The organism is Desulfitobacterium hafniense DCB-2 (assembly GCF_000021925.1).
Classification (GTDB): Bacteria; Bacillota; Desulfitobacteriia; order Desulfitobacteriales; family Desulfitobacteriaceae; genus Desulfitobacterium; species Desulfitobacterium hafniense.
Genome location: NC_011830.1, coordinates 4,225,910 through 4,249,454, shown reverse-complemented (window position 1 = coordinate 4,249,454; position 23,545 = coordinate 4,225,910). Strand labels below are relative to the sequence as shown.

24 protein-coding genes and 1 pseudogene are annotated in these 23,545 nt (G+C 46.6%); 18 read left to right on the top strand and 7 right to left on the bottom strand.

Features of this window, described 5'->3' with window-relative positions; genetic code table 11:
- Positions 1 to 493: 493 nt before the first annotated feature.
- Both DHAF_RS25935 and DHAF_RS19955 read right to left on the bottom strand, forming a co-directional pair.
- Positions 494 to 853 carry a PBECR3 domain-containing polyvalent protein gene (locus tag DHAF_RS25935; RefSeq protein WP_158304538.1) on the bottom strand — a complete coding sequence of 120 codons (360 nt, stop codon included), beginning with the start codon at positions 851 to 853 and terminating at the stop codon, positions 494 to 496.
- Positions 854 to 1,029: 176 nt separating this feature from the next.
- A complete protein-coding gene (locus tag DHAF_RS19955) occupies positions 1,030 to 2,274 on the bottom strand; it encodes an IS4-like element ISDha4 family transposase (RefSeq protein WP_015944941.1) in 1,245 nt (414 codons plus the stop codon).
- A gap of 484 nt (positions 2,275 to 2,758) precedes the next feature.
- Between DHAF_RS19955 and DHAF_RS26620 the strand changes: the two genes are divergently transcribed.
- The 10 genes from DHAF_RS26620 to DHAF_RS19905 all read left to right on the top strand — a co-directional run bounded on the left by DHAF_RS26620 (position 2,759) and on the right by DHAF_RS19905 (position 9,022).
- Positions 2,759 to 3,013, top strand: a complete 255-nt coding sequence (locus DHAF_RS26620) for a GNAT family N-acetyltransferase (RefSeq protein WP_041272005.1) — start codon at positions 2,759 to 2,761, stop codon at positions 3,011 to 3,013.
- A gap of 34 nt (positions 3,014 to 3,047) precedes the next feature.
- Complete coding sequence (locus DHAF_RS26615; RefSeq protein WP_049769583.1) at positions 3,048 to 3,245, top strand: GNAT family N-acetyltransferase; 198 nt, start codon at positions 3,048 to 3,050, stop codon at positions 3,243 to 3,245.
- Between the two features lie 401 nt (positions 3,246 to 3,646).
- The gene (locus DHAF_RS19940) at positions 3,647 to 4,996 is read left to right on the top strand and encodes a B12-binding domain-containing radical SAM protein (RefSeq protein WP_015944939.1); all 1,350 of its coding nucleotides are present in this window, start codon (positions 3,647 to 3,649) and stop codon (positions 4,994 to 4,996) included.
- Between the two features lie 230 nt (positions 4,997 to 5,226).
- Entirely contained in the window at positions 5,227 to 5,544 is a 318-nt protein-coding gene (locus DHAF_RS19935) for a hypothetical protein (RefSeq protein ID WP_015944938.1), read from the top strand.
- Between the two features lie 334 nt (positions 5,545 to 5,878).
- Positions 5,879 to 6,337: a GNAT family N-acetyltransferase gene (locus DHAF_RS19930; protein WP_015944937.1), complete on the top strand. Its 459-nt coding sequence runs from the start codon at positions 5,879 to 5,881 to the stop codon at positions 6,335 to 6,337.
- A gap of 96 nt (positions 6,338 to 6,433) precedes the next feature.
- Positions 6,434 to 6,643: a DUF6366 family protein gene (locus DHAF_RS19925; protein WP_015944936.1), complete on the top strand. Its 210-nt coding sequence runs from the start codon at positions 6,434 to 6,436 to the stop codon at positions 6,641 to 6,643.
- A 157-nt stretch (positions 6,644 to 6,800) separates the two neighbouring features.
- Positions 6,801 to 7,418: a bis(5'-nucleosyl)-tetraphosphatase (symmetrical) YqeK gene (yqeK, locus tag DHAF_RS19920; protein ID WP_015944935.1), complete on the top strand. Its 618-nt coding sequence runs from the start codon at positions 6,801 to 6,803 to the stop codon at positions 7,416 to 7,418.
- A 203-nt stretch (positions 7,419 to 7,621) separates the two neighbouring features.
- The gene (locus tag DHAF_RS19915) at positions 7,622 to 8,218 is read left to right on the top strand and encodes a VanZ family protein (protein WP_015944934.1); all 597 of its coding nucleotides are present in this window, start codon (positions 7,622 to 7,624) and stop codon (positions 8,216 to 8,218) included.
- Positions 8,219 to 8,326: 108 nt separating this feature from the next.
- On the top strand, positions 8,327 to 8,491 hold the full coding sequence (locus DHAF_RS26180) for a hypothetical protein (protein WP_015944933.1): 165 nt from the start codon (positions 8,327 to 8,329) through the stop codon (positions 8,489 to 8,491).
- 42 nt (positions 8,492 to 8,533) lie between these two features.
- On the top strand, positions 8,534 to 9,022 hold the full coding sequence (locus tag DHAF_RS19905) for a GNAT family N-acetyltransferase (protein WP_015944932.1): 489 nt from the start codon (positions 8,534 to 8,536) through the stop codon (positions 9,020 to 9,022).
- A 249-nt stretch (positions 9,023 to 9,271) separates the two neighbouring features.
- Here the strand turns inward: DHAF_RS19905 and DHAF_RS26825 are convergent.
- Positions 9,272 to 9,411, bottom strand: a pseudogene (locus DHAF_RS26825) (transposase); the annotation flags it as partial.
- 38 nt (positions 9,412 to 9,449) lie between these two features.
- On the opposite strand from DHAF_RS26825, the gene DHAF_RS19900 reads away from it, so the two are divergent.
- From DHAF_RS19900 to DHAF_RS19890, 3 genes are all read left to right on the top strand, one after another.
- Positions 9,450 to 9,743, top strand: coding sequence for a hypothetical protein (locus DHAF_RS19900; RefSeq protein ID WP_015944931.1), 294 nt, complete (start codon positions 9,450 to 9,452; stop codon positions 9,741 to 9,743).
- Positions 9,744 to 10,159: 416 nt separating this feature from the next.
- Entirely contained in the window at positions 10,160 to 11,278 is a 1,119-nt protein-coding gene (locus DHAF_RS19895; RefSeq protein WP_015944930.1) for a C45 family autoproteolytic acyltransferase/hydrolase, read from the top strand.
- Positions 11,279 to 11,296: 18 nt separating this feature from the next.
- On the top strand, positions 11,297 to 12,172 hold the full coding sequence (locus DHAF_RS19890) for an AraC family transcriptional regulator (protein WP_015944929.1): 876 nt from the start codon (positions 11,297 to 11,299) through the stop codon (positions 12,170 to 12,172).
- Between the two features lie 658 nt (positions 12,173 to 12,830).
- Here DHAF_RS19890 and DHAF_RS19885 read toward each other — a convergent pair.
- The 4 genes from DHAF_RS19885 to DHAF_RS19870 all read right to left on the bottom strand — a co-directional run bounded on the left by DHAF_RS19885 (position 12,831) and on the right by DHAF_RS19870 (position 18,430).
- Positions 12,831 to 14,072: an MFS transporter gene (locus tag DHAF_RS19885; RefSeq protein ID WP_015944928.1), complete on the bottom strand. Its 1,242-nt coding sequence runs from the start codon at positions 14,070 to 14,072 to the stop codon at positions 12,831 to 12,833.
- Between the two features lie 55 nt (positions 14,073 to 14,127).
- Positions 14,128 to 15,063, bottom strand: coding sequence for an acetamidase/formamidase family protein (locus DHAF_RS19880; RefSeq protein ID WP_015944927.1), 936 nt, complete (start codon positions 15,061 to 15,063; stop codon positions 14,128 to 14,130).
- A 320-nt stretch (positions 15,064 to 15,383) separates the two neighbouring features.
- On the bottom strand, positions 15,384 to 17,387 hold the full coding sequence (locus DHAF_RS19875; RefSeq protein ID WP_242659903.1) for an ABC transporter substrate-binding protein: 2,004 nt from the start codon (positions 17,385 to 17,387) through the stop codon (positions 15,384 to 15,386).
- A complete protein-coding gene (locus tag DHAF_RS19870) occupies positions 17,384 to 18,430 on the bottom strand; it encodes a response regulator transcription factor (RefSeq protein WP_015944925.1) in 1,047 nt (348 codons plus the stop codon). Before DHAF_RS19870 ends, DHAF_RS19875 begins: the two co-directional genes overlap by 4 nt.
- Positions 18,431 to 19,027: 597 nt before the next feature.
- Here DHAF_RS19870 and DHAF_RS19865 point away from each other — a divergent pair.
- The 5 genes from DHAF_RS19865 (at position 19,028) to DHAF_RS19845 (ending at position 23,545) form a co-directional block, all read left to right on the top strand.
- Positions 19,028 to 19,984 carry a helix-turn-helix domain-containing protein gene (locus DHAF_RS19865; protein WP_015944924.1) on the top strand — a complete coding sequence of 319 codons (957 nt, stop codon included), beginning with the start codon at positions 19,028 to 19,030 and terminating at the stop codon, positions 19,982 to 19,984.
- Between the two features lie 202 nt (positions 19,985 to 20,186).
- Positions 20,187 to 21,140, top strand: a complete 954-nt coding sequence (locus tag DHAF_RS19860; RefSeq protein ID WP_015944923.1) for an ABC transporter permease — start codon at positions 20,187 to 20,189, stop codon at positions 21,138 to 21,140.
- A complete protein-coding gene (locus tag DHAF_RS19855) occupies positions 21,137 to 21,955 on the top strand; it encodes an ABC transporter permease (protein ID WP_015944922.1) in 819 nt (272 codons plus the stop codon). Before DHAF_RS19860 ends, DHAF_RS19855 begins: the two co-directional genes overlap by 4 nt.
- Positions 21,945 to 22,715 carry an ATP-binding cassette domain-containing protein gene (locus tag DHAF_RS19850; RefSeq protein WP_015944921.1) on the top strand — a complete coding sequence of 257 codons (771 nt, stop codon included), beginning with the start codon at positions 21,945 to 21,947 and terminating at the stop codon, positions 22,713 to 22,715. The genes DHAF_RS19855 and DHAF_RS19850 overlap by 11 nt, the downstream gene beginning before the upstream one ends.
- Positions 22,716 to 22,720: 5 nt before the next feature.
- Complete coding sequence (locus tag DHAF_RS19845) at positions 22,721 to 23,545, top strand: ABC transporter ATP-binding protein (protein WP_015944920.1); 825 nt, start codon at positions 22,721 to 22,723, stop codon at positions 23,543 to 23,545.

The following is a 23,545-nucleotide window of genomic DNA, read 5'->3' as shown; positions in this document are numbered from 1 at the left end:
ATAACTCAACGCCTGACCCAATTTCGATTTGGGCAGGACTTTATCCGCAAGCGATGTAGATTTTCTCAGCGCCTGAGAGATTACCGAACATGATGGAGAGCCCGCAAGGTGTTTTCGATCAGGGTGGGATATGCGGTATTCCGGATCTCCAGAGTGACAGACCCAGAATGGACAACAATACTTGGTGAGGGGTCTTCGTTCGTAGGGCCGAAGTCGACGGCGGGGGTGGGAAGCGTGAGTGGAACAAAGAGTTGGTTTTGGATTAGTTTTTGTAGAAATGAGAAAAGACCCCCTTTGCGGAGGTCCTACTTAGTGAAGGTTATTTGGTGGGGTGGCGTATCCCACATCTCTTTCCAAACCACAAGGGCGTGACAGATGCCTGTTCTGTCCTCAAATAACCTTCATTTATATGCTTATGTTTAATTATCTATATTATACACATTATCGTTGTTCATGGTCAATAATTTGTTGTTATCTAATAGTTAAATAATTGCTATTGTACCTTTTTTGCTGTTCCAGATTTAATATAAATTTCTAATTTAGATTGAGTAATTGGGAAGATCGATTTAACCCAAAGGTTGCCATGTTGACGCACTCTTACGGCAACCAAAATAATTTCATCTACCATTTTAATAAATTCAATACTTTCTCCATTCGGATGCAAAGCTACATAATCTGGAGAGGCTACTATTTCAGGAGCCATTTCAATATGCTGTTTATATTCATCATAAGAAGCAAACTTGTGTTTGTGTTTTTCAGTATACTTTATTTTATCTTGACCTATTATTATCTTGGTATTTTCTTGTATATTTAAATTTAATAATTCAATTATTTTTTTATTGAGGTTACCTATATGATCAGTAGCGTTGCATTAAGTTAATAAGTTTATTGTCAACCCAAAAGTTCACCCTGCATTACCTTCAACTATTTACCTCAATTGGTGTATACAACCATATAGAGTTCTCTTTGAAAGTCCAAAAAAGCAATGAACTAACAGATAGTCCTTTTCCACATTTCTACACATATATCTTACAAAATTACGGGATCATAGATTAAGTCATTTAACCATTCTGTGTCTTCCTCGGCCATGATGTAATGGTCTGTCATTTGGTAGATCGTATCATGCTTAATCCTTTTTGAACCTTTTCTTCTTCGCCGTCGGAGTTTTCCTAAAAATTCATCATAGCTCTCATAGAGACAGGCGATTAGCATTCTTTGCAAGGTTAGTAAGTCTCTCTGGTGCTCCACTTCAAGTTTGAGCAATATTAAAGTGCAATAGGTCATCAGATCTAAGCGAATTTGATTAATCACAGCGGCTTCGCTTGTGCCGTAAAAGTGCTTAATCTGAGCATGTTGCTTAAGCCATTTAAAAAACAATTCAATTTGCCAGCGATACCGGTAGACCTCTCCTAGTTCCTCGGCACTTAGGTCAAAGTCATTGGTCAAGATGGTAAAGGGTTCATTGACGTTATCATCGATGGTCACTTCGCGAAGGGTATGCTTCATTTTGCGAGTACCCGTCCCTAAAATGATATCAACGTCTTCTTCAATACTCCCTTCTTCTTCGACAGGGCGTTCAACACCTGTAAACTCGATGACCGCATTGTTTTTGAGGCGAGTAACAAAGCGTATCTCTTTTTCGCAGTACTCATCAAACAGCAAGTAGTCAATGTAACCCCGATCGAAAATAGTTAAAGCATCCTTGTCCACAACAATGAGCTCATCCAACTTCTTTCGATCAGCTGTCTTTGCCGGAGTAATAATGACTTCGTCTGGAATAGCCATTTCGTCAAAGCTTAAGCGCAAGTGCATTTTAACACCGGCCTTAGTCTTCCGAAATACGGCCCAAGGAAAACGGGAAAGGCATAGACTGATAACAGATGCATCAATCATGTATAACTTTCCAAGACGCTGTTGAATCTTGCCATCCCCTTTCTTTTGAGCAACTTTGTTTAAAACACCTTTAAACAGCATTTCTGAAACTTTGATGGGTAAGGTTCTTAACCGACGGGAAATCTGGCTATGACTAATGCTTTCTAAGCCTATTGCCTCACTGAAATCGTTGCTTTGAACGTTTGAACTGATCTTTCGTAAAGCCTTGTATTCTTGAAGTTGAGCGTGGCTGATAAGGAGAGTGAGCTGATTTGTTTTAAGTTTATAATTCCTTTGATCGAGGTTGGGAACTTCTTGATCAATTTTTCTCCAAAGATCCTTAGAAAAAAACGGCTGAAACACTTGCGTAAATGTGGATTGTGTAGTATCCTTGTCCTGCATTTTGATCTCCTTATATTTGAGATTTGGGCAAGGACTACCCTATCTCTTATTATAAGGATTTTTTTATTGATCTTACAGGAATAATCAGGAGCATGGGGTGATTTTGAGGTTATTTCGCTGTTTTTTAGGAAATATAGAATTTGACTTTTTTGCGGATGCTTTTATGCAACGCTACTGCTATATGATATGAGTTTTTATTTATATTTTCAAGATTGAATTTTTCCACAAGATTTACCTACCTCTTTTTATTCTCTACTACAATTAGACAGAAAGGAGGGAAATCCTGTATGTTCAGAGAATTATTTGCATAAGTTTTCATAGAAGCATGGAAAATTTCGGCTAACAGTGAATTCACGTAACTTTGCATAGGTGCATGGGGAAAGACGCTACGCAAATTCACGGAACATTATATTACATTTCTGCAGGGCCGCCCGCCATCCATGGCGGAATTTATTGCTGATTATTTTTGCAGGAGCTGATCATTTTGACTATATTTCTTCCAATACAATCCGCACGTCTAACTTTAAGGGGGTTTAAAGAAGAAGATTTAAATGAAATGCATTATTACCTTTCTGATTCAGAAGTTCTTCATTTCATGATGCAAGATGCCACTACAGAAGAAGGCTCAAATGCATATATAAATAGGTTCCTTCAATTTCAGAAAGATAATCCTCGCATCTTTGTGCGATTTGCTATAATTGAAAAACTTAGCAATTGTTTAATCGAGAGTGTGGTTTGAACATGCCTAATATTCAACACAAAGAGGGGAGCTTGTGTACAGGCTTAATAAAGAATATTGGGGAAAAGGATATGCTACTGAAGTAGCAAGTGAGGTTGTGAGCCTGGGATTTGAAAAGTTAGGCTTACATAGAATTGAAGCAATGTGTGATTTAAGAAATGCCTCATCTATAAAAGTCTTGGAAAAGATAGGTATGATAAAGAAGGTTGCTATAGGGAACATAGATGGATAAAAGGGTGGTGGAGAAACTCGGTAGTATACTCTATTTTAGATAGTGAATATTATAATCGAAAATGAGCGGTATTAAAGGGTTCTTTGAGGACATTAAATGGATTTTGGAGTCATCGATCCAAAAAGTGAAATGTACGCCTTATTGGGTTTAGATCTCCTAATGAGCGTTGGCGTAGTAATAAACCTAAAGGATTTAACATTAACATTTGACGCATAGAAGAACAATCTTTAAGGGAGCCGCTATCCATGGCGGCTTTCTGGCTAGGGGGCACCGTTTCCTGTAACAGCGTATTCTCAAAATCTAAGATAATGTACAGGTAGAAACCAGACTTCGGACACGCAGGGCGTCATGCGAAAGCCCAGTGAATGATTACCTTTGTAGACAGGAAGATTGGAGATATTATGCCGACATTGCTAATGATTACTCCTGAAAACTCAGAAATTAATAAATTCAAAGCCCATCAATTGAATAACTTTACCCAATTAACCATGCCATATCTTGCCGGGTTCGTTCCAGAAGAATATAGCATAAGGTTATTGGATGAATATACAGAACCAATCCTCTTCGAAAAGGTTGACTTGGTTGCGATTACTGTAAATACGCCAAATGCTCCTCACGTTTATAGTGTTTCTAAAAGGTTTCGCGAGCTGGGGGCTTGGGTAGCTTTAGGTGGACCGCATGTGACTTTAAATCCGGAGGAAGCAGCTTGCCATGGCGATACTATTTTCGTAGGGGAGGCTGAAGAAACCTGGCCTGAATTCTTAAAAGACTTTCTTTCCGGGAACATGCAAAAAGTTTACACAAGTCTACAGGTTCCCAGCCTTGATGGTCTGCCGATACCTCGTAGGGATTTGATTGTTGGCCATAGATTTACAAGCGGTGCTGTTTTTGCTTCACGGGGGTGCCCACATCATTGTAGTTATTGTAGTCTTAAGAAAATCTATCATAATAAGCTTAGAACCCGCCCGGTTGATGAGGTAATAAAGGATATAGGCAGTATGCCCAATAAGTATTTCGTCTTTTGGGATGACAATTTCTTTGCCGATCCGGTCTACACGAAAGCCTTATTGAAAGAGTTGGCAAGGTTAAACAAGAGATGGGCTGCACAGGTAACGGCGTATAGTTGCGAGGATGAAGAACTGCTTAGCCTGGCAAAATCCGCAGGGTGTTTGTACTTGTTTCTGGGTCTGGAATCATTTTCTGAACAGGGGCTTAGAGATGCGAATAAGAACTTTAATAAAATAGAAGAGTATGGGAAGGTTGTAAATAAACTTCATCGACATGGAATCAGTATCCAGGCTGGTATTGTTTTTGGATTTGACTCTGACACATTAGACGTGTTTGAAACAACCCTAAAAGCGTGCAATAAGATCGGGGTTGATGGGGTAACGGCAAGCATTTTAACTCCTTTCCCAGGAACCAGTATCTATGAGCAGTACAAAAAAGAAGGCCGATTACTTGACGTTGATTGGGATCATTACAACGGTAAAACAAGGGTTGCGTATGTACCCAAACGAATGAACTGTAAGGAATTGTTAAATGGCTATAACGAATTTAGAGGAAAGTTCCACTCGTGGAGGAGCATAGTAAAGCGAATAAGCAAATCACGGGTTAATATCTTTTATAGTCTAGCCATGAACTACGGTTATAAACGGGCATATCGTAATTTTACCAGATTAGGTATTGGAGAGAGAAGTGATGAAAGCCTGGGCCAGCGCATGGAACAGCATTTACGAAACTGGCCAAGATGAAGGTAAGCATGACGCTTCGTGAATACCTGGAACGTTCTAGGACATATCGTGCAAAGGCAGCGCCGCCCATGGTGCGGGAAGCAACTTGGCGTATTTTTGCATTAAGGGATATGGGAACTTGGAACTAAGCTATAGGCTCAAATTAAGACTCGTGGGAAGGAGTCATAAGTGATGGTTCATCCCATAGTCATTATATAGAGTAATGAGGGTATTGCTTTGGAGGTGAAGATTTGAAAAAAGGTATAATTTTAACAGCTTCGGTTTTGGCATTGAGTTTGGCTTTGGTTGGTTGCAGTAATGTGGAAGTAAGTGTAGAGAAAAAGGAAGTAAGTGTAGAAGAAAAGGACCAAAATACTTTATCCGTAGAAAGCGTACAGTTGGAACGAAAAGTTATTATTAGAAATTCTATAGCCGATCCTTTGCCCGCAGAGGCTCAAAAAGCTCTGTCTCTGCCGGGTAAAGGTGGTCCACAACAACTGCCGAATGTTGATTTAAGCACTCCAATCATAATTACTAAGATGCCTTATCCTGAAATAAACAAACCCTAATAAATTTACCTTATCCCAGCGTTAGTCCGAGTTTGTCAACACCACCTTACTTCTCATTATTTTTTATGCCGCAGAAATCTTTATCTCGGCTCAAGGCAGCACCGTCCATGGCGCAGTCCTGGTCTGGGGACACGATAGGTCGTAGAAAAGCGTATTACCGACACTGAGAAGAGATGGAAGCAGTAGGGCGCGTCGGGAATACAGAGAACGCTCTAGGACATATCGTGCAAAAGCCGCGCCATCCTTGGGGCTGATGAAAAGAATTTGTGGTATTCTTTCGCATTTGTTTGAGAAGGTGAAAGAAAGTATTGCTTATACCATGAGGAGATAACAAATGAGGATTATTTCAATACGGCAAGAACCTGATTATAAAGAAGTTGCGGCAAGATATATTCATAGTAAATGGGGAAATGAAACCAACTACCCGTTGTATCAAGATAGTATTTTTGGTTGTGTAAGTATCGGGGAGTCTGTACCATATTGGTATCTGCTGGAAGATGACGAGCACATCATAGGGTGTATAGGTCTGATAGACCATGATTTTATTAGTAGACCTGACTTATCACCATGGCTGTGTTCTCTTTATATTGAAGAGCCCTACCGCGGAAAAGGATTAGGAGCTCTGCTGATTGAGCAGGTTAAGAAAGATGCTGAACAAGAGGGCTTTAAGAAAATTTATCTTTGCACTGAATTAAATGGGTTTTACGAGAAATATGATTTCCATTATATTGGCGAAGGCTTTTATCCTAATGGAGATTCTTCTAAAGTATATGAAGCCAACCTTGATGAATGAGTACAATTTATTTTTTGTGATTTAATACACACAATGATAAGATCGGGAAAGGGAGTACATACTCACTGCTGACTAAACTAGCAGGAAGGTGAAATTTTGGATATAAAAGATGAACAGGATAAACATGAGAAACGCAAAAGAGAAGAATATGAAAAAAAGCCAATGATAAATTTTGCAGACTCAGTAAACCGTGCACAGTTTGGTGACTTAAGGGGACTAACACAAGGTGGGTGCCTTAATCAGATTTTTACTACAGTCATAATTATTGTGGTTTTATTTTTTCTTTTTCAATTTATAAACAAGTAAAAATGTATTTAGAGTAAAATTGAATTACCGGTATGTTTATTTCGAGGTATTCATAGCATGTGAGCAAATCAGACAAAGGGCTCAAGGGGCCGCCGTCCATGGCGGCTCTCCGCGGGATGTTAGACGAAAGCCCTGGTAATCAATAGGAGGTTTTTCAGTGCATAAGTCTTTATCAAATGCTTTTGAGGGATTTTCATTTTCAGGAGATATTACTACTGATGTATTGGGCCTTCTTCATCATCATGGACGACAAGACGTCGCTAAACATGTTTTGGCAGTGGCTAAGACAGCTCAACGTCTAGCCCCAATATATGATGTGGATTCGGAAGCAGCATATAGCGCAGGATTACTTCATGATATTAGTTTGATTTTTTCAACGTCACAAATGCTGCAAACTGCTCTTGATTTAGGTTTAGAACCAGTTACTGCAGAGAAAAGGGTGCCATATTTGCTTCATGGCAAATTGTCTGCAGCAATGGCGGAAATTGTTTTCGGAGTGAAGAATGATAGTCTCGTTCATGCGGTTAGCTGTCATACAACCCTTTGTGCTAGGGCAACGACACTTGATAAAGTAGTGTTCCTTGCAGATAAAATGTCTTGGGATCAAGAGTATTCCCCTTTTAAGCCTGAACTTGAGACTGCATTGGAAAAGTCTCTTGACGAGGCGGTTGGTGTTTTCTTAACTTGGACATGGAAGCAGAAGGAGAAACTTAATTCTATACATCCATGGCTTATTGATGCTTGGAAGGATTACAAAGTAGGAGATTATGCATGATATAAGACGTACCTTCGTCCAACAGCGTGTTCTCAAAAGCTGAGACAATATGCAGGTAGTAACTAGACTTAGGGAACACGCGCAATGCTATATGACAGACACGTTTTAAGAGAAGGGCTGGAATGAAAAAAAGTTAGGTGTTCGGCTTTGTATCATGGTTGTTATTTTTTTGTGTTTAATTTCTCTAGTGAAGGATGTCAGATATGTTTGAGGTAATTGTGTTTGGAGTTCTATTTGGAGGAGTTCCGTGGGTTGTGCTTCGTGGCATTTTTTTGTTATGGAGCAAGAACTATAAAAATATATCCATCAGAAGAGAGTTACTTGTGATGGCCTTTGTTATCTACTACCTTGCAGTAATCAGGGTGACGATATTTTCGCTTCATCCGAGTTCAAGTTACGGACAAGGTGGAACTCCCTCTGTGAACATCATCCCATTTACAGAAATGTTCAGAGGATTTCATCCGAACCATTTTACGTTTGGGTATATGATAAGGCATCTGGAGTCGAATCTTATTGGAAATATCCTGTTGCTGCTCCCCTTAGGTTTCTTCTTACCAACGCTTTGGAGTAGGTTTAGGTCATTTAAAAGAACCGTGTTAATCGGTATTCTTAGCTCATTGTCAATAGAAACTGTACAATACATATTGGCTTATCTTGGATTAAGCAGCGGGAGGGCATCAGACATCGATGATGTGATACTTAATTCTATAGGAGTAATAATTGGATACATGGTATTCCAAGTAATTTACTATGGAATAAGGTGTTTCCGTAGATACAGTACATTTACTAAAGTGGATTAAGTATTTCTTGTGGACCCATATTCCATCAGACAACAGAGCGTTCCCGCAAGTGGAGGATGATGCAAGTGGTTGGACGCGGCAAGAACTCTTGAAAAGGGGGAAATTGATATGATGCAAAATATGGGAGGTTTTATAGGGGGCCTTGGGTATTTAAGTATTAGTTTAGGATTTATCAAATCAATATTAGAAGTTCTACTCTATATATCAGCGATTATTGCATTATTTAAAGCAATACAAGCTTTAAATATATATATCAATAAAAATTCCAGATAATATAATGGCCCATCATTGGGCGCGGATGGACGGGAGGATAAAATGAGCAAATATTTAATTCGAGAAATACAGCCGCATGAGTTAGGAATACTTGAAGATATGCTTTATGAGGCTATTTTTCAACCCGATGAAAATAACCTTTTGCCAAGGGAAGTAATCAAACAACCTAAAATCGGTGTTTATATAGACAATTGGGGAAAACCCGATGATTTGTGTCTTGTTGCAGATGTTGACAGAAAAATTATCGGCGCGGTTTGGACAAGAATTTTAGCAGGAAATATTAAAGGCTATGGGAATATAGATGACCAAACACCGGAATTTGCCATTTCTTTATTTAAGGAATATAGAGGCAAAGGCATTGGAACGGTTTTGATGAAAATGATGATAGAAAAGCTAAAGGAACATGGGTACAAGTGGGCTTCTTTGAGTGTAGCGAAGGATAACTATGCTCTAAAAATGTACAAAAATGTAGGCTTTGAGATTTTTGCCGAGCAAGAAGATGATTATTTAATGTTATTGGATTTGAATTAGACACCATATCTTCTAATTTAGCAGTAATCAGCGGGTACAGATGCAAATATAGGCAGCGCCGTCAGTGGCACTATCTGTGTCACGGGATACGATAAGTTGTAGAAGGCGTATTATCGAACGTTATCCGAAACCGTATACAAGAGCCAGGAGTCCAGGCACGGATTGCGGAGTGTGATTGCTCGTGCGCAGGTAGAGGATATTGAGTAAGAATGGATGGGTGAAGTGTTCTTTTTAATCAGCTGTATAATTGTATACGATGGAATAGATTCTTCCCAAAGGGTGGGTTGCCATTCAGTAACTAAGGGCATAATTTTATCCGTGACATTGCTCACCATGTCGGCAGAAACCCCGCTGCCGTAAATATCACGAATGTGATCTTCAATATCCTTGCCCGATAGAGATAGACTTGAAAGAGAGAGTGATCTCAATGAAAATAGTAATCCAATTTTGCGTAGATGCAGATATAATTGATTGTCCGGTGGATATCTCTGACAGCTTAATAGAATATAGAAATAAATTTATAGATTGGCTATATGATAAACAAAACAACCATTCATATTGGATTTATAAAAATGGAGAAAAGTATGGCTGCAGTTATCGTTCGGAAGCATTTGTCGAATGGCTAAACAAATTTGTTTTGTCTAATTCATTAGTCAAAGCAAAGGTGTTAGAAAGCAATGTTAAGAATTGGGATAATAGTCTTTTATCTACTGGCTTTTAAAGATCACATAAGAAGTTTATTGTTGCGCAAACGTTAAGCTTAATTACTAATTTAGTTCTAGAGGGACGATTTAAGGGACTCCCATCAGTGACTGTCTCTGAATCTGTGGGTATGGTTCATCACATAGAGGAGTGTTTGTGACACTATGTCAATATGAATGGGATTGGGACGCGTCAGCAATATGCGGGATGTTAGGCGAAATGCTCATTAGAATCGCCTGTTCTCTAAAGCATATCTTAGGAAATCCATAGCGATGCAAGCGGGGCACGTGGAAAATCCTGAAGATTTATAAAAAATGCAGAGGGCAAACATGTTTGGCAGCTCCTCTGCATTTTTCAAAACAGCAGAAAATATCATGCGGGTTTCCCCTTGTTTCGGTAAACTCAAGTAAACGAACATAAGGGGGATTCAAGACAATGCTGACAATACAAACCCATACCGCAGAGTTTACCGGAACGAACTATGAAATCGGCTATCAGTTAGGAAAACTGACTGCCGCAATCCCGCCGTTAAGAGCGGCCCATACTGCCGGAATGGAGAACTTTGGCCCAAAGCAGGCAGAGGAAGCAGCCAAGCTTTTCGACCGCTGGTGTCCCGGACTTACTGACGAGCTTCGGGGATTTGCCGACGCCTTGGCGGTTAAGCCCGAGGGGGTCTTTTTTTACGGAATGACCTATCTGCTGCCCCGGTGCAGCCATATTGCGCTGTTGCCCGGTTTAACCGCTGAGAGAAAACCTCTGTTAGCCCGCAACTATGAGTTCAGCCATGAAGCGGAGGATTTCTGTCTAACCAAAACCAGTGTGACAGGGAAATACACCCACATGGGCACCAGCGTGCTGCACTTTGGGCGGGATGACGGTTTTAATGAGCACGGTCTTGCGATCACCATCAGTTCCTGTGGCTTTCCGGTGGGGGCGTTGCCCACCATGCGGGCACCGAAGCTTAAGGGGCTTCAGTTTTGGGCGGTGATCCGCGCTCTGCTGGAGAACTGCAAGGATGTAAGCGAATCGCTGGAGTATCTGGAGGGTATGCCCATCGCCTACAACCTCAACATGATTCTGATGGATAAGGCAGGCAATGCCGCACTGTTTGAAACACTGGATGGCCTCAGTGCGGTCAAACGGATTGGCCCCGATCCTGCAGAGCAAATGCTCTATGTGACAAACCACCCGGTATTGCCGGAGCTTAAATCCATGGAGCCACAGGTGATGGCTCATTCGGCAAGGCGATACGACTATATCCAAGAACAACTTGCAGGCCGGGATAGGATAACGAAAGAACAACTTAAGAAAATGCTGCTGGCAAAGTATCCGGATGGTCTCTGCTGCCATTATTTTGAGGAGTTTTTCGGCACCACCAAGAGCATGGTGATTTCGCCCGCAGACGGTAGGATTGACCTCTGCTGGGGCGGACGGGCGGAAAATGGCTGGCATATCTATGATATCACTCAACACTTGGAAAACCAGACGAAGGCGATACAAATTAACATGGAAAAAGCCCTGCCGGAAACTTACGCTTGGCAGCCGTTGTGCTAAAAGGGAAGGAGGATTGCTGTGGACTACCGGAAGGCACTGGAGCATGCAGTGATGTACATTGAAAACCACTTGGGCAGCGACATCAAGGTAGAAGATGTGGCAAAGGCTGCCGGATACTCCTATTATCATCTGAATCGGCAGTTCACAGCCATCCTGGGTGAGAGCATCGGCAGCTATATTAAAAAGCGCCGTTTGGCGGATGCCGCCAAGAAGATTCTCTATACCAACCGGAAGATTATCGATATAGCGATGGAAAACGGCTTTGAGTCTCCGGAAGCTTTTAGCCGTGCCTTCAAAGCAATCTATAAAGTCAGTCCCCAGACCTATCGTCAAAACCGTTTGGACACTTTCATTGCTGGTAAGGAGCGTTTGGATAGTGGATTGTTGGATCATCTGGCTCGCAATGTGACGGTGCATCCGAAAATTGTCGAGCTTCCGGAGATCAAAGTCGCCGGGCTTCGGGGAGAAACCACACTGCGCGACAACCGGCTGCGGGAGCTCTGGGATCGTGCCAATTCTCTATATATCCAAATTCCCAACCGAATCCCCAACGGGCGGGCTTTCGGTATCTGCGAGGCATGTGCGGAAAACACTCTGTACACCATGAATGATGACATCCTTTTCACTGAGGTAGCAGGAATAGAAGTGTCGTCCTTTGCGGGACTGACCGAACCCTTTGTACAAAAGATAATTCCCGGCGGACGCTATGCGGTGTTTACTCACCGCGGCACCCTGGGAATGCTGCCCCAGACCTTTGACTACATCTGGGGCACATGGTTTCTCACGACCAAGGAAGAAATGGACTGGCGGGAGGACTTCGAGCTGTACGATGAGCGCTTCTTAGGGTATGATCATCCGGATTCTGAGGTGGACTTGTATATCCCCATCAGATGATGAGTAGTGTTCTAAATAGAAGCCAAGCGCTTTTGGCGTTTAGTCTGTTGTATTGCCTTTTGCGGAAGGGTTGTATACTAAAACCAAAGAGGAGCCATGCGCGAACATGACTCCTTATAATAGCCGTTTAAAGAGCGGACGGCTTAAAAGTTAAGACAGATAGACCGCATTCATTTTGTACGGGCGGTCTATTTCTGTTTATCGGAGGTAAGTAGTAAGGTGATTCATGTTCCAAAAGAGATCATTGCCCAACTGACGATGGGCTGTCGTTCGGCTCCACGTGCACCCATACCAGCAGATAGAAAAGGGGCCCCTCTCCGGTGCGGTCAATATACAGGAGCCGCCCGCCTGTGCAGCTGGCAAGACATACCCATGGGTTTGCGCGTAATTCCAGCAGGGGAGAGATGTCCTGGGGGTACAGCGAGAGGAGGTCGCCAACGTTCAGGTTGGGGGTCTTCGAATTCTTCCACTTTATTAGGACCGTTCTATGTCTCCCTTATGACCTGCCGAGTGTAGGGTACCTCGCCATCCTGATTTGAGCGGCCGGGAGACGGTGACGCACTGAACAGGATGCTTAAACTCCGGCAATCCGGTTGGCGCCGTAGCGCCACCGGATTGTTTTGATGAGTTCTCCGACCTTGTAAAGGTTTGCTCTGAATTAGTGTTCCAGCTTAAATCTTGGCAGGATCAGACTGATGACCGTACCGGCAGCCGCGCCGGCGGCCAGGACCATGAAGCATGCTGTCCAGCCCATACTCTCGGCCAGGGCGGCCGCGATAATCGGGGCCAGGATGCCGCCGCCGCCGATACCTACGAGAATATTGGCGCCGAACATCCGTCCCGCCGCATCTTCATTCTGCAGCAGGTCCATAGGCAGCGCGCCGGAGGTCGCGTTGGTGACGGGAACTCCCCACCCTACGAATAGGGCCATCAGACAAGCCACTCCAAAAGAGATCTGGGCAAGGAAGGGGAAAATCGCCGTGGCCACAGCCGCGACCAGGAACCCGGGAACGGCAGTTGTAAAGGCTCTGGCTTTTAAAGGTTTCCAGCCCTTCTGGACCAGCCGGTCGGAGATGGCGCCGCCGATGGGCGTCGAGGCAACGCCGATCAGTCCTGCCAGTAAAACGACGGTAGAGGCTTGGGCTGCGGTAAAGCCAACGTCTTTAAGGTAGTTCGCGACGATGGAATTGAAGCCGATCAGCTGCCAGCAATTGAAGAACAGGATCAGGATACACAGCCAGCAGGCCGCTGTGGCGAATGGATTGATTTTCTTCTGGGGTCCGCTGGAAACGCTGTGGGCAGCATCTTCAGGATAGAGACCCTTCGGAGGTTCTTTCATCAGCAGGGCCCAGATAATCGTGGATACGCACAGGATGATGCCCCAGATGCGGAAGGCGCCCTGCCAGGTGCCGGCAGCTGCCATTAGGACGGTGGCGACCCAACCGCCGCAGCCGATGCCCAGAGTCAGTCCGCCGCCGATAACGCCGGAGGCCAAGCCGCGCTGCTTGGCGGGAAACCAGGCGACGGAGCTGTTCACGCCAACAAGCCACAGGATGCCCCAGCCTTGAAGGAAACGCAGTAAGAGAATAAGGTTGTAGTTGCCCGCCATCGGTATCCCAATAGTCCCGATGGTCATTAAAACGAGTCCGAGAAGGCCCGCACCGCGGTAGCCAACCTTGGACGTCAGGTTGGCCTCCACATAACTTCCGACGGCGTAGCCGGCCATGAGGAGAGCTGCGCCTAAGCTTGCCTGGACAGGGGTGATATTAAAGGTGCTGGCGAGATCTGTCGAGGCCATGCCCCACATGGTAAGCCCCGCATACGCCATGGCACAGATGATAAAATTGATGGCTAGGATGACCCAACGATAACTGGGGTTCAGTTGCTTCTCGGGCGCCATAGTCACCCATCCCTTCTCATTCCGATGATTCTTATCTGCAGGCCAGATCAGCCTGTCAGCTGTTGCGTTTCAGGTATTTCTTTTCAATGGACGCGCAGAGGGAGTATGTGGTATCGACCATGTTTGCGACATACAGTCCGCCCACCATGGTCAGGAGCTCGTAAGCATCCAGAACTTTAAAGCCGTAATCGCTGACCATCCAGTCGATGAGATCGGCATAAGCAATGCGCGCGGCATCTTCCATCGGTTTTGCGCTGCCCACCGACATGATTTTTTCCGGTGATTCTATGCGGGGCCAGTTGGTCACTTTGTTTTTAATGACGTCAAATTTCAGGGTGGCTTTGGCGCTGATCTCAAGGGCTACTCCGCAGAGCTCTCCCTGGCCCTGGGCCGCGTGGCAGTCGCCGATATAGAACAGCGCGCCGGGGTTGTGCACGGGCAGGTAGATGGTATGACCCGGGCAAATATCAGGACAGTCCATATTGCCGCCGAATTGTCCGGGGGTCAAAGCCTGGATGGCTTCGGTATCCGGGGCTGTGGCCAGTGTCCCGCAGAAAGGATTGGCCGGAATGGTAACGCCGATCTTGTCGTTTGTCCAGGTCTGGCCCTTGTCCTTTGACTTCCAGATGTAAACTTCTTCTACGAGGGGCTTTTGCAGCATTTTGGTGATAGAGTTGGACTGAAGACCGCCGAAGTATTCCATGACGCAGCTCACAGCCCAGTCACGAGTGAATTCGATGCTTTCAAAGTGTACCGCCAAAGTGTCTCCAGGTTCCGCTCCGTTGATATAAACCGGCCCGGATTGCGGATTGAGGAACTTCGCGTTTCTTACGGCAGCCTTCGGGGAGACGTCCTCGCTGGTTATACGGCTTTCAAAGGCGTCGTCGGTGTAAAGGCTGACGGTATCACCGGGGTTGACTTTGATTGCGGGTTCCAAATACGGACTGAAAACGTAATTGTAGAAAGACGGTTTGACCTCATAATGTGCCATGGTTATGCACCTCCAAATAATTTTTATATTAATTCCCGATCCGCCGGCGTGGCAGGAATTAATAGTTTTCATGCTGGAGCACCATAGATTGTGTTAGCTTCATGATAGCGATTTGGAGGGCAAAACCGAATGAAAAATCGGCCGGATGAGGCCTGAATAATTCCCACTATTCTGTTAATTTCGCGGGGATGAGGAAATGTATGGCAGGAAAATGTGTCCTTTTTCCGGTATGATATTAAGGCAATAGGATCGTAGGGCCAGTCCTGAAAGACAGGGCCCTCGGCAGATACCTCAGCAGATACTTGGGCAGAAAGGGCTTTTCAGGAGGGATGCCAGCGGAATTTGTTCAGGAGCATATTGTACTGGGTGCTGGGTGCGTTGGCGCCCATGGCCTTGATGCCGCCCTTTACGCCCATGGTCTGCTCGATCATGGATTCTATGTAATCCGAATGGATGGGGTTGGTACAAAACAGCTCCTCTGCCCGGTGCTGGTTGTTGATCCGGAAACAGGACAGGCTTCTGCTGGTATGATGATCCTCTCCGCGCACGGTCACCCGGCCGCCAGGGCCGTCAACATAAACGGCTCCCGATTCCAGGGCGGTAATGACCTCTTCCGTATCGGTCGTTCCCGCCAGCTCAACGGCGCGTTTATAGACATACATCGCCGTATAGACGGTCTCTGTGTCCATGCTCATATAGGGAACTTCCCGGTGATCGTAAGCCGCTCTGAACTTTTTGACAAACCTTTGAGCCGCCGGCGTATTCAGCTCCTCGATAAAGGAAGCCATGACGTACATATTTTCCAGCACAGGGGGCGCAAACCTGACGTTCTGGTAAGCTTCGGCGGCGACCATGGTTGAGGCGTTGGGGATATGGTTGAGACCGCGCTGATGCCATTGGAGATAAAAGGCGTCGTGGTTGGGAAAGACGCAGATGGAAAACAATATATCCGCCTCGAGCTGAAGGATCCGGTCTATGAGCGGGTTGAAATCCGTAATCCGGTCGTCGAGGTATTCGACGCCCACGATCTCCCCGCCCAGTTGGTGCACAAGGTACTTTACCCATTCCGCGGAGAGGATGCCATAATTGTAGTCGGCAGCCACCACGTAGCATTTCCGCCCGTATTTTTGCAGGAGATAGGCCAGCATCTGGGTCATCTGTTGTTCAGGCATCGCCGAAAGGCAGAAAGTATAATGACTGGAGACTCCTCCTTCCGTTTGCTGGGTATCGAGATATAGGGTTTTCGTCTGATCGGCGTAATGCTGCATGATCTCCCGGGAAGGGGATAGGGTCGAGCCCATCAGGACGTCCACCCGCTCCTCTTCCGTCAGCTCCTTGACGGCTTCCCGGGTCAGCTCGGAAAGGGACCGGTCGTCGCGGAACAGCAGCTCCACCTTTTTTTCGTTTATTCCGCCCATCCGGTTTATTTCATCGGCGGCAAGCTTGTAAGCCGCAACTTTGCCCCGTTCCAGTTCCGAGCATATGCCGGTAAAATCTCCGATGATGCCGACCTTAATAACGTCCCGCTCGGATTCCCTGTTATCCCTGGGTGTTTTTAAGAGACTTCCGGGAAAGCTGACGCAGACTTCACACCCCTTTCCGGGCCAGCCGATGATCGAGGCATCGCCGCCGAAGCGCTGGGCGATTTTCTTGACCGTTGCCAAGCCGATGCCGCTCCCTTCGTAGGCGTCCTCATCCTGCAGGCGCTGGAAGGCCTCGAAGATCCGTCCCGCATAGGCCATATCAAATCCTATGCCGTTATCCCGGAAATGAAATTCCAGCGTGTCTTCCAGGATCTTGGCAGTGACATTGATTCTGGCGTTCGCCTTTTCGCGGGTGAACTTGATGCTGTTGGAAAGTATGTTGGTCATCATAAGCTTAATCAGAAACAGGTCTCCCATAATTTCGGGAAGATCCCCCACCGTCAGCTCGACTTTGCGCCCGGGGACGGAACGCATGATCTCATCGAAGCACTGGCGCACAAGAAGCGCTGCGCTGATTTGCTGTTGTTCAATGATCTTAAAACCCGCCTTGGAATATTCCATAAGCCGCTGGACCATCATCGTCATGCTGTCGCAGGTCCTGCGGATGGAACGGATGTCCTCCACAGACTGGGGCAGAAGATTCGCCTTATTGTCTTCCTCGATGAATTCCGCATAAAGGCTGATCTCCCGCGCCGGGGTTTTCAATTCGTGGGATATGGTATAGATGAAGGAATTCAGGTCTTCATAAGCCTGCATAAGAGCCGTTTTGTCGGGATCTGTTGAAACACCCTGATTCTCCCGCCTTCGGTTCTCCATTTTCCCATCCCCGTCGGTACTCATTGTTTTCTCATCTCCCTGTAAATACTGGGTGATTCAGCGGTCAGCTTTTTAAAAACCTTGCTGAAATAATCCACGTCATCGTATCCGAGCTGAGCGGCTACTTCGTAAACTTTCAGCGTCGGATTGCGCAGGAGCATTTTCGCCCGTTCCATCCTGGCAAAGGTAACGTAATCGACAAAGCTCCTCCCTGTTTCTTTCTTGAAGAGTGCGCCAAGGTATTTGGGGTTGACATATAGGTTGTCGGCGATGCCATGCAGACTGACTTTGCTATCCAGCTTTTCAAGCACGAGCTGACAGGTCCTGCCTACCAGCTCGTTTGTGGACTGTACGCAAAAAGGCTCGATGGCGTCCATAACAGTCGAAACACATGCATTGAAAGCGTCAGAAATCTTTCCGGGCGTTGTCTTTTTGGCGTCAAGGCAGCAGAGCTCGTCAAAAGGAAGATAATAGTGCAAAAAGGGGCGTTTCTGCAAAATGTACTTGTTTAACTGTGCCAGGGTATCGTTGGCCTGCACGATGCGTTCTCCGGTGATTGCCCCATGGGCCTGTAACCCCGCCCCAATATGTTTGGCGTAGGCCAGCGCGTTCATCCGGTCGCCGGCAAGCATAAGCCGGGCCAGTGTCTCTATTCTCTGGGTTTGGGCGTTCACCGCCGCGTTGATCGTCGTCAGATAGTTATAGGCCCGGTCAAAGGTTTCCTGAATTTTCTCATCATCGACAGGTTTCAGGACATAATCAAAAGCGCCGTTCAGGATACCTGCTTTGGCGTAGTTGAACTCCGCGAATTCACTCAATAAAATGACGCATTTGCACAGATTTTCGGCGTTGACATGTTTCAGAAGCTCGATCCCGTCGATAAAGGGCATCCGGATATCCGTCAATACCATATCCACGTCATGGCTGCGCAGAATTTCCAGCGCTTCCAGGCCGTTCTGCGCTTCGTACCTGATTGCGAATTTCTCCTTGTGGTCCTGGAAGTAAGGCATACGCTTGACTTTTCTTCTGAAGACCTCTTTGTCATCAGCGACTAATACTGTATACATAGGATTGCTCCCTGCTTAAATGATTTTTGGCAGGCGGAAGCATTCCGCCTACTATAGTCAAGCTTATCACCCGGGAACAGTGAAATCAATTTGAATTCTAAATCGGTGGTTTTGTGAAGCGTGCTCTTGCTTGGGTCGCATAGCTTTACGCCCAACGCGACCTTCGGGCGTGATCTCCTGAAACCAACCTGCGCCGCTAAGTTTTCCTCTGTAGCGTTGCGGCTTGGGCGAAACCATTCACCGGATGGTTTCGTCACCGGAAGGTTTCTTGATCAGAGGCTCACGACTCCATAGCTCCGGGGCTGGTCAACTCGCTTTCTTAACAGCATCTGCGGCGTTATGCAGGATCAGAGCATTAAACATTGCCGCTTTTCCAGTTGACTCATCTGAATGAGTAGAACTCAGAAGTTGTAAAGCGAAACCCAGCCTACGCCTATTCCAGGGGTTAGGGATGTAGATTGTTGGAATAAGTCGAAATTTATGGATGAAAAATTGAGCTCTCAGATAGGAATCTGCTCAATCCGTACTGAAATAATTAGATAGAATCTTTAGGACTTTATCTAATTATTGAGAAGGGTGATTGGGTGAGAGGTTGCTATGAGTAATATTGAACAGGCTTATCGCGGCTATGGCTTTGCCGGCCGCGGGCAAAAGAACGGCTGCACGGTGTATCAACTCAAGGGCGAAGGGGGTTCCGGTGAAATGGTTTGCTATGACATAGCCCCCGGCATCCAAATGTCCTTTAATCATCTGATGATGGATTCGACGTTTCAAGCCATCACTCCCATTAAGAAATTTCTGCAAATTGATTATTGTATCGAAGGCTGTTATGAAGTTGAGTATCAAAATGGGACGGTCAGCTTTTTGGGTGAAGGGGACTTATGTGTAACGGATTTAAGCAGGCAGGTATTTGTCAGTTCCCGCCTTCCCCTCAGGAAATACCGTGGGGTTACGCTGTTTTTGGAGGTGGAAAAGGCCCAGCATACTTTAGGTGCTAGGTTTCCTCAAGCTGAAATTAACCTTGCCGGGATGGTTGATGAGCTTTGTGCCAAAGAACAGTCCCTGCTTGTAAAATCCAGAGGGGATGTTGACCGCATATTCAGTAAGCTGAGTGATGTGGATGAACGGATTCAAGCTCCCTATTACTGGCTAAAGACTATCGAGCTGCTTTTGTTTCTGAGCGTGCTGGATGAGGGGCAGAGGCAACCCCTGAAAATATTTTCCGGGGAGGTAGCCAGGGGTACGAAAGCGGTTTATCACTATATTCTGCAAAATCCCTTGGCCAAAGTGACCATTTCCGAACTGGCCTCTCAGTTCGATATCACAGAATCCAGCCTGAAAAGATGCTTCCGATCGATTTCCGGCAGTTCCATAGGCACCTTTATGAAGGCAAAGCGGATGGAGGCGGCAGCGGAATTGCTGACGGCGGGGGAGAAACTCAGCATCGGCGAAATTGCCGAAGCAGCCGGATACGAGAATCAAAGCAAGTTTTCCGCCGCTTTTAAATCTGTATATGGTGTGACTCCTTTGCTATACCAGAACAGGCACCTATGAGCCAGAACAAGCATCTATGAGCTGATTGGAGTTTAAATGACCTTATATGGCATAGATTGGGAAGTTCTCCTGTGATACAATAATCCAAAATACGGTACTTATTTTGAGAGTGAGCCCCCTTGTTGCGGCTCTTTCATTTAGGCCCTTAGTTAGCTGTGGCTAACCAAAAGGTAGCTAATTGGAATGTGGAGAGGGAGAATGTGTGTTAAAAGGAACAAGTAGTGGCATAAGTGTTTGGCAAGAGCTGTTGCGTTTGGTGGTCGTCATCTTTGGTGTGATCACGTTGAGTTTTTGCCTCCAGCTTTTCACTGGGACAGATCCGGCGGAAATGATCGTGCGCAAGCAGAATGTTTTTGCCACGGAGGAACAGATCCAGGCAGTCCGGGAGGAGCTGAAGCTGGACGCCCCCTTTCATGTAAGGTATCTGGATTATCTGGGGGGTGTAGTACAGGGGGATCTGGGGACCGCCATCATGAACAGGCGGCCGGTAGCGGAAAATATCAGAGAGGTGCTGCCGGTTACCACCATACTTATTGTGCTGGCCATGCTCTGGGTGGTCCTGTTCAGCATCATGATCGCGGCGGCTTCCGTTCTCAGGAAAGACAAAGCCTTTGACAATGTGACGCGGATCGTTTGCATCATTGGGATTTGTGTACCTAGTTTCTGGCTGGGCCTGATTTTGCTCACGGTCTTTGCCGTCAGGATGCCGGTTTTTCAGGTGATTGCAGATGGGAGCTTAAAATCTTTCATTTTACCGTCCGTGGCCATGGCCTTTCCGATCACCTGCATTTCCATCCGGGTCTTGCGGGCTTCGGTACTCAATGAGTTGAACAGCGATTATGTTACTTATGCCAGGGCCCGGGGCTTTACCAATGGACAAATTATCTATGGCGAGGTTCTGAAAAATGCCCTGCCCCCGGCCATTACTCTGTTCGCTCAATATTGTGCCGCACTTTTCGGCACATCGGCCCTGGTGGAAAGTGTTTTTTCCATCCGGGGGCTGGGCATCTATCTGATGGAGTCCTGCGAAAGCATGGATGTCTACGGAATTTCAGGTTCTATTTTGGTATGTGCGGTGCTCTTTGTGTTGTTTAACATGGCGGCGGATCTTTTGTCCAGCGCGGTTTGCCCTGCTTACGGGAGGAAAAGGATATGAAAAGAAAAAAGCAGATCCTGGCTGGGCTTATTCTGATCGGTTTCTTTGTTCTGATGGCCTCGGCAGCCCCCTGGCTGGCGCCTAATGATCCGAACGCCACCAATCTGGCCTTAAAGAATGGGCCGCCTACGGCAGAATTTCCTTTAGGCTGCGACCAGCTGGGCAGATGCGAGCTTTCCCGGTTGCTTTATGGAGCCAGATATTCCCTCGGTTTATCCGTGCCCGTACTGATGATATTGGCGTCCTTTTCCCTGTTTGCTGGCAGCTATGCCAGCTATCGGGGGGGCGTCTGGGATGGAGCCGTCCGGATCCTCTGCGATATTTTTATGGCCTTTCCTTTAATCGTCATTGCCATGGCCTTGGTATCCACCATAGATAATTCGGTGGTCAGCATCATTGTGGCCATCGGCATTTCCATGACGGCCTGGTTTCTGCGTATGGTTCGCTCCTACGCCAAAACGGAATGCGGCAAAGAGTATATCGAATCGGCCCGGATTTCCGGGGCCTCTGAGTTGCGCATTGTGATACGGCACTTAATCCCCAATGTGTTTCCTCAATTCGTTGTGTATTTCACAACCGGGATTGCGGCAGCCATTATGTCGGTTTCCGGCTTCGCTTTTTTGGGTGTGGGCCTGATTGCGGGAACGCCGGAATGGGGGGCCATGCTCAATGAGGCGCGCAACAGTATGTATACGAACCCCGGCTTGATTGTCTATCCCGGGATTTGCCTGATTGTCTGCTGCGCCGGCTTTAACCTTCTGGGTGAAGGCCTCAGGGATACCATCGGAAAGGAGGGCGAACACCATGTCGCTTGAGGTAAGAAATTTACAGATTTCACTTGCCGGGGGCCAAAGGGTGGCCCAGGATATTTCCTTTCGCATCAAAAAAGGTGAAATGCTTGCCGTTGTCGGCAGCTCGGGGGCGGGAAAGACAACCCTGTGCAAGGCCGTCATGGGTTTGTTGGGAGCGGGCTACAAAACGGAAGGGGTCATTGATTACGGCGGCGAGAATCTCCTGACGTTGCCCGGAAAGCGTCTGGCCCAGATTTACGGCAAGGATATCTGCTATATCATGCAAAACCCCATGACAGCCTTCAACCCCTCCTTGCGGATGGGCAGACAGCTGGAGAAGACCTTTCTTCAGCATCATCCCCAAGGGTCCAGGGCGGAGGTTTTTCCCAGGGCAGCCCCGATCCTGCGCCGCCTGGGCATAGAGGACACAAAACGGGTCTGGAAAAGCTATCCCTTTGCTCTTTCCGGGGGGATGCTGCAAAGGATGATGATCGTGGCGGCTTTGATGAATGATCCCCGCCTGCTGATTGCGGACGAAGTGACCACGGCCATTGATGCCTGCAACCGGATGGAGCTGATGAAGGAGCTGCGCCTGCTTTGCCATGAAGGGATGTCGGTTTTGTTTGTGACTCACGACTTGCGCTCTGCGGCCTGTTCGGATCGCATATTGATTATGAATCAGGGGAGAACCATCGAGTCCGGCCCCACGGAGCAGATCTTCAATAATCCTCAAGAGGATTATACAAAACATCTGCTGTTGGCCTGCCAGCTGGAGAGGAGGTAATGAGGATGATCGAACTGCGGGATTTAAGTTGCACATTTTCCGGGGGCATCCTGTCGAGAGAGAAATTAACGGCTGTATCACCCCTCAGTGTCAGCTTCAGAAAAGGAGGGCGGTACGCCATTGTGGGGGAATCCGGTTCCGGCAAGACGACCCTGGCCAGGATGATGGCCGGCTTACAGAAACCGGATGGCGGCAATGTGTATGTTGACGGAAGGCCGGTGTTTGGCCGGCACAGAGCGGGCAAAAGCCACTTCAAGCAGGTGCAGTTGATTCAGCAGAATTCCGCTGCGGCCTTAAACCCCAAAATGACCATCGGCAAAGCCATTGAGGAGCCCTTGCTTTGTTTTTTCCGACTGAGCAGGCAGGAACGCCGCAAGCGGTGCGAAAAATTGCTGGATCTCTGCAACCTCCCGGCTGATTACTATAGCCGCCTGCCGTCGGAATTATCGGGTGGGGAACAAAAAAGGGTAGCCATTGCCAGAGCTTTGGCGGCGGAACCCGCTTGCCTGATTTTTGATGAAGCGACCAATGGCTTTGATTTGCCCTTAAGGAAGAAGATCATGGAAGAAATCCTTGATTTACAGGAAAAGCTCAGGTTTACCTTGATTTTTATTACCCATGATATGGAACTTGCCCTGGCGGCAGCGGATGAAGTTCTGGTGATGCGGGATTCGGTTCTGGTTGAGCAAGTGCCCTTCGGGGGGGATTATGCCGTGTTTCAGAATCAATACACGAAGGTGTTGCTGGCGGCCAGTGGCATGGCTGAGCCAATAAATCAATATGAAAGATATCCGGAGAAAAATATGAAATTATTAGAGAGGAATGCTTAA